Here is a 12,140-nt window from a genome sequence, read left to right as displayed (position 1 = left end):
ACGTGAAACTCAGCGCCTTTGCGGACGTGTGCCTGCGCACCTTGATGTTTCTCGGCTCCCGTCGCGACCAACAGGTCACCACCAAGGAAATCGCCGAGCAAATCGGGGTGCCCTACAACCACGTGGCGAAGGCCATTGTGGAACTGCGCAACCGCGGCGCCCTGGACGTGGCGCGAGGACGCTATGGCGGTTCGCAAATCACCGACCAGGGCTTGAGGCTGCCCGTCGGTACCCTGATGCGCGACCTTGACGGCCGCGAGGATGTCGTCGATTGCGTTTCCGAAGCCGGTATCCCCTGCCCGCTGCTCGCTGGATGCAAGCTCCGCGGTGCCCTTCGACGAGCCCGGGAGGCGTTCTATGCCGAGCTCGACCTTTTGTGCGTAAGGGATCTCACCTCGCCTTCCGCCAGCGTACTGCTCCCCTTCCCGGCGCTGCCCTAACCGCCTGCCGCCTCATATTTTGGGGCGAGGTGCTCCCGTCCAGGTTGTCTGGGAACCGCTCCCGGGCCCACATACCAACGGGCCGATTTGCTTCCGACTTCTACTCCGTGTAGAACTGAATTATCAATCTTGCATATCGGATGCAAGATAACACAATCACCCTCCGTCAGGAGCCACAAGATGCTTTCCGAGAAGTCCCGCCCGGTCATCGAAGCCACGCTACCCATCATTGGCGAACGCATTTCCCACATCACCCCCAAGTTCTACGAGCGCTTGTTCGAAGCCCACCCGGAGCTCCTGGACGGACTCTTCTCCCGTGCAAACCAGAAGAATGGTATGCAGCAACAGGCGTTGGCCGGATCAATCGCCGCATTCGCCACGCATCTGGTCAACAACCCGGGCACCCTGCCGGAGGCCGTTCTGTCCCGAATCGCCCATAAGCACACCTCGCTGGGCATCGTCGAGGAACAGTACCCGATCGTGTACGAGCACCTGTTCGCCGCGATCGTCGAGGACTTGGGCGACGCGGTGACCCCCGAGGTCGCAGAGGCATGGACCGAGGTCTACTGGCTCATGGCCGACGCGCTGATCAAGATCGAAAAGGGCCTCTACGCCAAGCAGGCCAACGACAAGATCTGGACCCACTGGAAGCTTGTGTCCAAGGAAGCCGCCGGCACAGGATCCGTCACCTTCCGCTTCGTCCCGGCAGACGACACCCCGGTCACCGTCGCCAAGGCCGGCCAGTTCGTCTCGGTCCGTGTCCCGCTGCTGGACGGATTGCGCCAGTGCCGCCAGTACACACTCAGCGATTCCGTCACTTCCACCACCGAGCGCGTGATCACGACCAAGTTCGACGGCGGCGGCGAGGTGTCCCCATTCATGCACCAGCACCTGAGCGTCGGGGACGTCATCGAGCTCTCCAACCCCTACGGCGACCTGGTCATCGACACCACCGGCGCTCCGATCATCCTGGCCACAGCAGGCATCGGCTGCACCCCGAGCGCCTCCGCACTGGCCACCCTGGCCGCTGCAGGCTCTGACCGCCAGGTCATGGTGCTACACGCGGAGGCCACCGAGGATGCCTGGGCGCTGAAGGAGCAGATGCTCGAATCCGTCGAGTCCCTGCCCAACGCCGAACTGAAGCTGTGGCTCGAGGACATCAGCGCCAAGGCCGAGGACACCGAAGCCGCCGAGGGCTACATGTCCCTGGCCAACCTGGAGCTGCCGACCGATGCCCGCCTGTACCTGTGCGGCCCGCTGCCGTTCATGCGCGCGGTCCGCTCGCAGGCCATCGAGGCGGGAATCCCCGCCACGAACATCCACTACGAGGTCTTCGGCCCCGATCTGTGGCTCGCCGCCTAACGACTGGGAAGCCACGGGTCCCGCGGCGATAGGCATATCAGCGGAACCCGCTTGGGGGGCAAAGGCCGCCACCGATAACTCGGTGGCGGCCTTTGCGATTGCGCAAGAACTGACCAATTCGATTCGATGACGGCAAACCGCATCCCGTGGTGAGAGGGCTACGGGTGTTCCAAACGCTTACTCATTCGCACTTTTGGTGTTTGCGATTTCACGTTCGTTCTTGTCGGTCGCAATGATGAACATCGCCATTGTCGCAGCCGATGTCTTTTTCGTGTATCCGGTGATCATGAGCAGTAGACCGAATGTGATCCCAATAAACGGAACGCCGTTCCCGGATGTTTAGGCGGAGCTTTCGGTAGCGCATGTGGAACGAACCGGTAGCAAAAATGTAAGTATCCGGTAGCGCTTCGGGGGATTCAGAGTCAGGATTGCTTTCACCCACGGCAACAGGTCGTGGACAGTGAAAGGAAACCGACCGTAGTGGCTGATTACAAACAAATCATGGCCCTGCTGGTGCAGGGCAATTCGTATCGGCAGGTCCAAGCGCGAGCCGGTTGCTCGCATCGAACGATCTCCAAGGCCCGCCAGGTCCTTGACGACCAGAAACTGACCACCCTTGATCAGGTCGGTGCGCTTAGCGATGAGGACCTTGACCGGCTTTTCAGCGATGGCCGCAAGAACGTGTCCAGCGAGTTCGTTCCCGTCAACATCGATGCCGTGGTGAAGGCCCGGATCGGCCGGAAAAAGCCACCGTTAAAGGTCATGTGGGCCCGCTACCTGGACACCCCGCACACGGGCTCCGCCCGGTTTTACGGGTATGAACGGTTCTGCCAGATCGTTGCCGAGCACGTGAAGGCCAACGACCTGACCAGCCCGCTTACGCACGAACCCGGACGCACGATGCAGGTCGACTGGGCCGGGACCAAGATGCAGCTGACCGACCCCATCACCCGGGAAACCACGAAGGTCTCGGTCTTCGTGGCGTCGTTGCCGTATTCGGGCATGATCTTCGCGTACGGGTCCCTGGACGAGAAGCTTCCAGCGTGGTGCCAGATGCACCGCAGGGCCTTTGAATATTTTCAAGGCGTGACCCAACTGGTCATTCCCGACAATGCCTCGACCGCCTCGAACCAGATCAGCCGCTATGAAAAGGCCCGGGACGTGAACCAGTCCTATGAGGCTTTCCTGGAGTATTACCAGAGCGCGGCAGTCCCGACCGGATCCTACAAGCCGCAAGAGAAAGGCCACGTCGAGGCCGGGGTGAAGATCGTGACGAACTGGATCATCCACTATCTTGCCGACCGGCGCTTCACGACCCTGGATGAGCTCAATGAGGCCGTGGCCGAACAGATGGACATGATCAACGAACGGACGCCCTTCCGCGGTGAGCCCCGCTCCCGGCGTGAGTGGTTCGAGGAAGCCGAGCGCCCCGAGTTGATCGGCCTCCCGGATGAGCCGTGGCGGGAAGTTCAGTGGCGCAAGGCGAAGGTCTCGCGGGACTGGCACGTGCAGGTCGACACGATCAAATACTCGGTTCCGCACCAGCACGCCGGGCAGACCCTGGACGTGCGGGTGGTCGGTGAGCAGGTCACGATCCTTGCCGGCGGGGCAGTGATCGCTTCGCACCAGCGTGGGGCGCGGCGTCATTCCTACGTCACCGACGCCGACCATGCGCCGCACGGGTATGAGGACACCTCACTGCTATGGACCCGGGCCTATTTCATCCGGCAAGCGACCAAGGTCGGCCCCTACACGGTCCAGGCTTTGACCCGGTTGCTGGAGCGGAAGAAGATCGAAGCCCAGGGCTACCGGTCGTGCTTGAACATCCTCGAGCTGGGGAAAGGCAACAACCGCAGCCTGTTGGAACAGGCCTGCCACGACCTCTGCGTGCACGACGCGAGGAACCCGATCAGCTATACCGCGGTCAAGCATCGCATCGCCGTCCTGCGTGCGGACCATGCCGGGCGTCCTGCAACTCTCGCTCCTGGCCCGGGGCCGTCCGCTGCGACGGGGAGAACGGTGGGCGTCCGGGATACCAGCCGTGCCCACCTGGACGGGATCTCGCAGTTCAGTCTCGAGGCGCTGACCAACGCAAGCCTGACCGAGCCGACGACGGGGGAAGGCCGTGCTTGACCACCACCTGACGGAAGATGACATGGGGCTGTTTACCAGGTTGCGGATGACCGCGTTCGGCCAGGCTGTCATCGACATGGCCAACGATCCGGCCTATGACGAATGGACGTTCTCCCGCAAGGTCCGTCACGCCTTGGACCAGGAGACCACGGCCCGGGCCCAGCGTCGGGTGGTGAAACTGCTCAAGGAGTCGAAAACGCCCAACCCGGCCGCTTGCATTGAAGAGATCCACTATCTGCCCGATAGGACGCTGAACCGGGAGGTCGTGGCACGGCTCGCGTCGTGCCAGTGGATTGAGCAGACGACGAATCTGGTGATCCTCGGGAAATCAAGTGTCGGCAAATCGTATTTGGCCCAGGCCTTGGTCAACGCGGCTTGCCGGCACGACCACACGGCACGCTACTTCCGGCTTGATGACCTGGCCAATAAGCTCGCGGTCTATCATCGGGCGGACTCCGAACGGCTGAAGTTCCTCGGAGACCTGCACGACTGCGATGTCCTGGTCCTGGATGATTTCCTGACCACGCCGATCAGCCCGGAGACTGCGAGCGAACTGCTCAATATCCTCGCAGGACGTGAACACCGGGGCGCCACGGTGGTGACGTCGCAGTTCGATCCCGAGGACTGGTACAAGTCGCTGCACGATGCGGTGATCGCCGAGTCAATCCTTAACCGCATTGTTTCCAGCAGTGAACTGATCCAGCTTGACGGGCCGAATATGCGCCGGCGCGCCCACGCCGATCAAGGAGCTGAGCCTGCAAGCTAAAGCGGTGGGGTGCTGGTGCGAGGGTTCGGGCACTACCGGGTCCTCGCACCAGTGCTACCGGTTCGTTCCACAGGCGTTACCGAAAGCTCCGTCCATACACCCGGAAGCAAAGAGAGTGAGAGCTCCAACCACCAGGCAAAGTGTCGAAATGATGATGCCAGTAATTTCGAGCCCATCGCCAGCTTTACTGATGGTTTCGTGTGTTGGTATTACAGGTTTCTTGGTCATCGGTTGTGGCCTTTCACGGGGATTCGATTCTCATAGCCAGCAATCGCCGGGTCAGACCCCGGTTCGATTCACTTCGAACCGAATATCGACAGTATCCCGAGCCTATAGGGGACCTCGCAAAAGTGAGACTCGGTGTCGAAGTGGGCCTAGTCGGATTACAAATTCAAGGTAGTCGGACAGGAATTTTAGCTAGAGATCCCGAATCCCCGGGCGAGATCTCAATAAGCACGTTCAAGCCCATCCCGGCCATGGCGAAGACCGCCACCGATCGTTCGGTGACGGCCTTCGATTTTCGGGCTCCCGCGGCCATCCGTGAGCAGCGCGTGATCCTACTGTCCGGGCTCCTGCAAGCGAGGGTGGGCGGTGTGCTTTTCGATCCAGGCCCGCACAGTGGCGTTGAAGAGGATGGGATCTTCGATGTTCCACTGGTGGTGCATGCCCACGGCGGTGCGGAACTCGGCCTGCGGGAGGGCGCGGGCCAGGGCCGGGAAGGACTTGGCCACCAGCTTGGGTTCCTTGCTTCCGGCAATCACCAGCACGGGTCCCTTGTAGTTCCCGAGCTTGTCCGGGACGCCGCCGGGATCCACCTCGTCCATGATGGCGCGCATGTTGTCGGCACGCAGGTGCGTGCCGTGTTCGGTGAAGAGTTCCTTCTCGTCGGCGACCATGCCGTAGGCGCCGGCCTGGAAGCGCCAGTACCATTCGCTGCCGAAGAGGCGAAGTTGCATCCGGCTCATGGTCCGCATGGAAGCCGAGACTCCTGCGGCCGGGACGCCGGAAATCAGCAATGATTCGACGAGTTCCGGGTGCCTGGCCAACACGCGCAGTGCCACGACACCACCCAGGGACAGGCCCACGAGGTGGGCACCGCCGTTGGAGACCTCGTCGGCAATGACGGCTGCCACGTCGTCGGCGGCGCTGTCGAGCCCCGCCCAGTCCTCCTGGGCCCGGGCGCCGAAGCCGGGAAGATGAGGGGTGAGGACCTCGTAGTCCCCAAAGGCCCGCACCTGGGGGTCCCAGGTCCAGTTCGCGACGTTGCCGCCGTGCAGGAAGACGATGGTCTGCGCGGCCTTGCCGTCCCGGCGCGGGCGTGTGGGCGCATGGAACTCCGGGTACGCGCCGGGATCACGCGGTGCCGGTGAGGACGCCTGCCTTGATTCGGTGCCCGGCGCCGCCGCAGCCCCAGGCTCGGGGCGTGTGTGCGGGACCGTCGTCCTGGATTGTCTCGGGGCCTTGGTATGGCGCGCCGGCTTGTGGGTGTCGGAGGCCTTGTCCCGGACAGCGGTCCGGGGCACTTCACCGGAGGGTTTCGCGGGTTCCTGCATGGCGGCGGCTTCGGCCGGGGCCTTCGGCGCCTCGGCAGCGGCTGGCACGGCCTCCTTCGCCTCGGGCTTCACGGCGTCCTTGGCGGCAGTCTTAGCCGTTGGCTGCGGTTCGGGGCGCGGCTTGCGTTCCTTTGGTTCGCGTTTCGGGGATGTCGCCTTGGCCGGACGATCTTGCTTGGGGGCCTTAGCCGGCTTGCCGGCAGCGGTGGGCTCGTCCGCGAAGGAACGGTCCACGAATTCCTCGTCGGTTCCGGCATCACCGTCGGCGGGGTGCTCGTGGCGGTTCATGGCAGGTACTCAGTCACGGCGTCCAGCCATTCGAGTTCGGCCGATGCGTGGCGGATTCCGTTGTCCAGGGTTGCCGCCATCAGGAAGCTGCGGCGGTCGGCTGCTGCTCTCATGTCAATGTCCTCACGCTGGGAGAGGTAGTCGTCCAATACCTCTTGCGTCGCCTCGCGTCGGGACTGGATCATCTCCAACACCGAGTCGCGATCGAGTTCCGCGGCAAAGAACACCCGGGCCAGGAACGGCTCGCGAGGCGTGTGGGCGGTGACCTCGCCACCCAGCCATTCCACGAGCTCCCGGCGACCCTGGTCGGTGATGTGGTGTTCCTGGCGGTCCGGATAATTTCGCTGGGCAATGGTGGTCACGGTCGCGTGGCCGTCCTTCACCAGCTGGGCCAGGGTGCGGTAGATCTGTGCCTTGTCGGCGTTCCAGAAATGATTGATGGACGAGTCAAAGTGCTTCTTCAGTTCATACCCGGTCATGGGCGCCAAACTCAAGAGCCCGAGGATCAAACGCGCAAGAATCATGCTTTCATCCTGACACATCCCCTAGGGGATTGTTCCAGCAGCCACGCACTTAATAACGGATCCCATCGACCAAAGGCGTGCCCCACCACCGGCGATGACGAGAAAGGCAGGCCTTGTCGCGGGGTAGCGGAAGGGCCCCGCCCTCATCGCTCCCGCCTTCCCGTAACCGGGAAGGCGGGCGATGAAAACGGGGCCCTGGAGAACTGCTGTCTGCGCGGGGAAGCCTAGGCCCCCATGCGCTCCTTCAGTCCATCGAGTTCGCTGCGCAGCGACGCCGGAAGCGCCTCGCCGAACTTTGCGTACCATTCCTCGATGCTGGCCAGCTCGGTGGCCCATTCACCCTTGTCCACTGACACTGCGGCGTCGACGTCTGCTGGGGTCATGTCCAGCCCGGTCAGGTCGATCGAGTCGCCGGTCGGCACGAATCCGATGGGGGTCTCGACGGCGTCGGCCTTGCCCTCGATGCGATCGATGGCCCACTTCAGCACGCGGGAGTTGTCCCCGAACCCGGGCCACGCGAAGCCGCCCTCGGCGTTGCGACGGAACCAGTTGACGAGGAAGATCTTGGGCAGGCGTTCCGGGTTGGCCTTGGATTCGATGGAGTCCCAGTGATTCAGGTAGTCACCGGCGTTGTAGCCGATGAAGGGAAGCATGGCCATGGGGTCGCGACGAACCACGCCCACGGCGCCGGCGGCTGCAGCCGTGGTTTCCGAGGACAGGGTCGAGCCCATGAAGATGCCGTTGGTCCAGCTACGTGCCTGGGTCACCAAGGGAATGGTGGTCTTGCGACGTCCGCCGAAGAGGATCGCGTGGATCTCGACGCCGTCCGGGCTGTAGTACTCCTGGGCCAGCATGTCGACCTGGGAGATCGGGGTGCAGAAACGGGAGTTCGGGTGTGCGGCGGGACGGCCGGAGTCCGGGGTCCAGTCGTTGCCCAACCAGTCGGTCAGGTGCGCCGGGGCCTCGTCGGTCATGCCTTCCCACCACACGCCGCCTTCGTCGGTGAGCGCAACGTTGGTGAAGATGGAGTTGCCCTTGGTGATGGCGCGCATGGCGTTGGGGTTGGTGGACCAACCGGTGCCCGGAGCGACGCCGAACAGGCCGTATTCCGGGTTGACGCCGCGAAGCTCGCCTTCCTTGCCGATGCGCATCCAGTTGATGTCATCGCCAAGGGTCTCGGCCTTCCAGCCGTCAATGGTCGGATCCAAGAGGGCCAGGTTGGTCTTGCCGCAGGCGGACGGGAAGGCGGCGGCGACGTTGTAGCTCTTGCCTTCCGGGTTGGTGAGCTTGAGGATGAGCATGTGCTCGGCCAGCCAGCCCTCGTCGCGTGCCATCACCGAGGCGATGCGCAGCGCGTAGCACTTCTTGCCCAGCAGGGCGTTTCCGCCGTAGCCCGAGCCGTAGGACCAGATGGAGCGCTCTTCGGGGAAGTGCACGATCCACTTGTCCTCGTTGCACGGCCATGCCACGTCGTCTTGGCCGGGAGCCAACGGGGCGCCGACAGAGTGCAGCGCGGGGACGAAGAAGGCTTCCTCGGCTTCCATCTTTCGCAGCACGTCATTGCCTATGCGGGCCATGATGCGCATGGATGCGACAACGTAGGCGGAGTCGGTGAGCTCGACGCCGTACTGCGGCTGCTCTGCGTCCAGCGGTCCCATGACGAATGGGATGACGTACATGGTTCGACCGCGCATGGCGCCATCGAACAGGCCCTTGAGCATCGACTTCATCTTGACCGGGCTTTCCCAGTTGTTGGTGAAGCCGGCGTCCTTCTCGTTTTCCGAGCAGATGAACGTACGTTCCTCAACCCGGGCCACGTCCTTGGGATCCGAGAATGCAGCGAAGGAGTTGGGGAACGAAGGATCGGTGAGCTTCTGCAGCGTGCCACCGGCAACCAGTTCAGCGGTCAGGCGATCGTTCTCCTCCTGCGTGCCATCCACCCAATAGACATGGTCAGGCTTCGTCAGTTCCGCGATTTCCTGCACCCAAGCGGCAAGCTTTGAATGCGTTGTCGGTGCTGCGTCGATGACCTTCTGGTCCGAGCTCTCGCTCATGTCCATTCCCTCCATTGGGCTGAATTTGCAATATGTCGATGCTATGGGGCCGATCCTCGGAGCCCCTGTGACCCATATCGCCAAAAAACCCGGAAAATGATTTAGTTAAGCCGAAAACCCCGGCATTTCGGGCTTTGCCCATTTGCCCCTAAACGCAAGAAGTGACGAAGGTCACGTAGACCGGTATACTTCATGAAAAGCCTCCCCGAAACCTTTCATCTCGAAGGCCCCTGGATTTTGCACGGGCGACATTCCTCTGTATAGTTATTCGAGGTCGAACCGCGAGGTTGGTACCTAATACAGAATATGCGCCCATAGCTCAGCTGGATAGAGCGTCTGTCTACGGAACAGAAGGTCAGGGGTTCGAATCCCTTTGGGCGCACCAATGAGAAAAGCCACGAGAAATCGTGGCTTTTCTGCTTTAATCACGGGCCAGGCCGCTCGAGAGTCGGGCCTTACCGAACCTGTCGCCGATCAAGCCTCCCTCGGTACGGGCGGGGCGGGCGGCTTGATGGTGTTCTCCACGGGCGTGACCACCACTTCTCCCTTTTCTTGCGCCTTCCTTTTCGTCACCTCTTTTGCGCATGAAATGCTCATCGGCCAGGGAGCCGTCAACACCGCTATTGCCGAATCCGGCCCACCGCCTTGTCCCAAGGAAACGGTTTCCACTCGAAGCCGGCTTCCCCAGGTTCAGCAGTACATGCCCCGGATCGCCACGGGAAGCGTGAGTTCGCGCACGAATATCCTGTTTGAATCGACCAGCACGCCAAAGGTATGTATAGTTGTTCGAGGTCAAGCTGCGAGGCAGGATCAAAACCGAATATGCGCCCATAGCTCAGCTGGATAGAGCGTCTGTCTACGGAACAGAAGGTCAGGGGTTCGAATCCCTTTGGGCGCACTCATATGAAGAGAGCCGCAATCGAAAGATTGCGGCTCTCTTTATTTTCGGCTTGGCTGCCTATACGCCGGCCCTCAAGTATCCAGTGCCAGGAAAGCCACCGCTTCATCGACGGCAGCCAGCAGGACCGGTTCGCTCAGCGAGCGGAAATGCCCTGCAACTTGAAGCCTCACGTTCCTTGCACCGACAAGGGCACTGCCAACGGGAATGTGCGGATCAAATTCCGGATAAATGGAAACAATCCGGTCATTGACTTCTTCCTGCGCCTGGAGCGAGACAAGGACTGCGTTCGTTGGCGAAAAGTGGCGCAGCGTGCGCGAGAACAGGTATTTGGCATAGATGGAGCCGGCAAATGGCGTTCCAATGGCCACCAGACCCAGGATCTGGATCTCCGAGCCAGGTGGCGACTTCATCTCGGTCTTCTGCGATAGCAGCACGTCGAGCATTGCGTGCTTGCCCGTCAAGCCGCCCTTGCTGTGGGCCAGCAAAAGGCACTCGTTGATCCCATGTTGCCGGTGAAGATCTGCGAGGCGCCGCCGCACGATCTGCGCGGACTCGGGCACCGGACGCTTGTTGATTCCCAGTTCCGGGACAGTGAACACGCGGTACCCTGCCTCGTTGAGCCGCGAGGCTGCCGGCTCAAGAAAAAGCCAGGTTTCGTACACTCCGGGGAGCAACACAATGGCAGGAAGCGACGCGTCGCCGTTTCGGTACGAGGCGGGACTTTCGCGGCGGACCAACGACATGAATTGCCGCCAACCGGCATATGCGTAATCCAATAGCCACCACCGTGCGCGCGACCAGCGGTTCATGGCGTCCCTTCAATGTCTTAGTTCCCCGGCTTGCCGTGAGGTCGGCGATCGGCGGGATGCCGCGGCATCCCTGGTTCCGCCACACACAATACCCAAACCCGGCCATCGGCGTGCACGGCTCCAGCCGGGAGTCGGCTCGGTCGCCGCTCGCCTAGCTCGGCATTTGCGCGACGATGCAGGTGGGGCTATCCAATGCCAGCGAGTTCAGGTGCTTGAGTGGCAAGCCGTCTTCTGGACCCAATCCGAGGACCTCTATGGTGTTCGAGAGTTGGTTGGCCACCAATAGTGAGTTCCCTACCTGCAGATGATGTCTCGGCCACTCGCCCGCACACGGCACGGCTCCCAGGACGACGGGCCGTCCGCCTTTGAGCTCCAGCACGGAAATGGCGCGGGCTCCACGCACCCCTACGTAGAGCTTGTTGGTGTGCCGGTCCAGGGATATCTCCGCGGGGAAGTGCTCGCCGGCGAGGATGCCGTCGCCCAGGGAATCGCGCGACACTTCCTGCCATTCACCCGCGGCGTTGACGGCCAGCGCAATGACCTGGGCGCTGTGTTCAGTGACCACGTAGATGAGCCCCGATGGATGCTCCACGAGGTGGCGCGGGCCGTCCCCCTTGCGCAAGGCGACTTGCCGGTGCAGCCGCAACTCCCCTCCCACCAGGTCCCACATCCGCAGTGAATCGTGGCCCAGGTCGGTGGTGACGATCTTGCCAGAGCGCAGCGCCGTGCCTTGGTGAGCACGGGAGGCCCTCGGGTGGTGACCAGGGCTGGCAAAGGGGTCGGTCGATGCGGGCGCAATGGTGGGCTTGGCCAGCGAGCCGTCCGCATTGATCGGGTAAGCCAGCACCCGCCCGTCACCGTAGCAGCTGGCAATCAACACGGTTCCGGCGCCGGCGACGGCCAAATGGCACACCATCGGACCGGCAGCCACGGGCTTGCCCAGGGACTCAAGCTTGTCCTTGTCCATGATTCGGTACGCGGCGATCTCGCCGCGGTGTTCCAGTGCCGCATACAGCACTGGAAGCTTCGGGTGGGTTGCCAGCCACGAAGGTGAATCAGCGGCGTGGGCCAGGCCGAGATCCGTGAGCAATCCGCGGCTGATCTCGATGGCCCGGATGCCCAGGCTCGTCCCGCCGCCGTCCGGGGAATAGCCGCCAACCCAAAATCTCTTGCCCATATCCCCATCTTCTCCCGCGTCCCTGTCCCTGCGGAGCCCGGTGGCCAAAAGATGCTTGATTGTGTCATTGGCCCACCCTTGGGAACGAGATTCGTGGCGAACCAGACACCCACACTATTTGAACTGACCGGTC

Annotated in this window: 9 protein-coding genes and 2 tRNA genes; 6 read left to right on the top strand and 5 right to left on the bottom strand. The window is 62.4% G+C overall.

Annotated elements, in window-relative coordinates; genetic code table 11:
* The first annotated feature begins 2 nt into the window (after window positions 1–2).
* The 4 genes from ABD687_RS16280 to ABD687_RS16265 all read left to right on the top strand — a co-directional run bounded on the left by ABD687_RS16280 (window position 3) and on the right by ABD687_RS16265 (window position 4,701).
* Window positions 3–440 (top strand): RrF2 family transcriptional regulator, encoded by a 438-nt coding sequence (locus ABD687_RS16280; protein ID WP_377700378.1) that lies wholly within the window; start codon window positions 3–5, stop codon window positions 438–440.
* A 180-nt stretch (window positions 441–620) separates the two neighbouring features.
* On the top strand, window positions 621–1,802 hold the full coding sequence (locus tag ABD687_RS16275; RefSeq protein WP_310289627.1) for a globin domain-containing protein: 1,182 nt from the start codon (window positions 621–623) through the stop codon (window positions 1,800–1,802).
* 480 nt (window positions 1,803–2,282) lie between these two features.
* On the top strand, window positions 2,283–3,935 hold the full coding sequence (gene istA, locus ABD687_RS16270; protein ID WP_302262615.1) for an IS21 family transposase: 1,653 nt from the start codon (window positions 2,283–2,285) through the stop codon (window positions 3,933–3,935).
* A gap of 22 nt (window positions 3,936–3,957) precedes the next feature.
* The gene (locus ABD687_RS16265; protein WP_302262616.1) at window positions 3,958–4,701 is read left to right on the top strand and encodes an ATP-binding protein; all 744 of its coding nucleotides are present in this window, start codon (window positions 3,958–3,960) and stop codon (window positions 4,699–4,701) included.
* A 557-nt stretch (window positions 4,702–5,258) separates the two neighbouring features.
* On the opposite strand, the gene ABD687_RS16260 is transcribed toward ABD687_RS16265, so the two are convergent.
* The 3 genes from ABD687_RS16260 to ABD687_RS16250 form a co-directional block, all read right to left on the bottom strand.
* Complete coding sequence (locus tag ABD687_RS16260; protein WP_310289629.1) at window positions 5,259–6,542, bottom strand: alpha/beta fold hydrolase; 1,284 nt, start codon at window positions 6,540–6,542, stop codon at window positions 5,259–5,261.
* A complete protein-coding gene (locus ABD687_RS16255; protein ID WP_264271182.1) occupies window positions 6,539–7,066 on the bottom strand; it encodes a PadR family transcriptional regulator in 528 nt (175 codons plus the stop codon). The genes ABD687_RS16260 and ABD687_RS16255 overlap by 4 nt, the downstream gene beginning before the upstream one ends.
* A 224-nt stretch (window positions 7,067–7,290) precedes the next feature.
* Window positions 7,291–9,120, bottom strand: coding sequence for a phosphoenolpyruvate carboxykinase (GTP) (locus ABD687_RS16250; protein ID WP_310289632.1), 1,830 nt, complete (start codon window positions 9,118–9,120; stop codon window positions 7,291–7,293).
* Between the two features lie 308 nt (window positions 9,121–9,428).
* Between ABD687_RS16250 and ABD687_RS16245 the strand changes: the two genes are divergently transcribed.
* Both ABD687_RS16245 and ABD687_RS16240 read left to right on the top strand, forming a co-directional pair.
* Window positions 9,429–9,505, top strand: a tRNA-Arg gene (locus ABD687_RS16245).
* 439 nt (window positions 9,506–9,944) lie between these two features.
* Window positions 9,945–10,018, top strand: a tRNA-Arg gene (locus tag ABD687_RS16240).
* A gap of 74 nt (window positions 10,019–10,092) precedes the next feature.
* On the opposite strand, the gene ABD687_RS16235 is transcribed toward ABD687_RS16240, so the two are convergent.
* Window positions 10,093–10,764 carry an esterase/lipase family protein gene (locus ABD687_RS16235; RefSeq protein ID WP_310289634.1) on the bottom strand — a complete coding sequence of 224 codons (672 nt, stop codon included), beginning with the start codon at window positions 10,762–10,764 and terminating at the stop codon, window positions 10,093–10,095.
* A 217-nt stretch (window positions 10,765–10,981) separates the two neighbouring features.
* Window positions 10,982–12,007, bottom strand: a complete 1,026-nt coding sequence (locus ABD687_RS16230; protein ID WP_310289636.1) for a lactonase family protein — start codon at window positions 12,005–12,007, stop codon at window positions 10,982–10,984.
* Window positions 12,008–12,140 lie beyond the last annotated feature (133 nt).

The organism is Paeniglutamicibacter sulfureus (genome assembly GCF_039535115.1).
In the GTDB taxonomy this organism is placed as follows: Bacteria; Actinomycetota; Actinomycetes; order Actinomycetales; family Micrococcaceae; genus Paeniglutamicibacter; species Paeniglutamicibacter sulfureus.
This window is presented reverse-complemented; position numbering and strand designations above follow the sequence as displayed.

What these genes read in the sequence shown, in the direction of transcription:
- ABD687_RS16275 (WP_310289627.1), top strand. Translation starts at nt 621, where the DNA reads ATGCTTTCCGAGAAGTCCCGCCCGGTCATCGAAGCCACGCTACCCATC.
- ABD687_RS16265 (WP_302262616.1), top strand. Translation starts at nt 3,958, where the DNA reads ATGGGGCTGTTTACCAGGTTGCGGATGACCGCGTTCGGCCAGGCTGTC.
- ABD687_RS16260 (WP_310289629.1), bottom strand. Translation starts at nt 6,542, where the DNA reads ATGAACCGCCACGAGCACCCCGCCGACGGTGATGCCGGAACCGACGAG.
- ABD687_RS16255 (WP_264271182.1), bottom strand. Translation starts at nt 7,066, where the DNA reads ATGATTCTTGCGCGTTTGATCCTCGGGCTCTTGAGTTTGGCGCCCATG.
- ABD687_RS16250 (WP_310289632.1), bottom strand. Translation starts at nt 9,120, where the DNA reads ATGAGCGAGAGCTCGGACCAGAAGGTCATCGACGCAGCACCGACAACG.
- ABD687_RS16235 (WP_310289634.1), bottom strand. Translation starts at nt 10,764, where the DNA reads ATGTCGTTGGTCCGCCGCGAAAGTCCCGCCTCGTACCGAAACGGCGAC.
- ABD687_RS16230 (WP_310289636.1), bottom strand. Translation starts at nt 12,007, where the DNA reads ATGGGCAAGAGATTTTGGGTTGGCGGCTATTCCCCGGACGGCGGCGGG.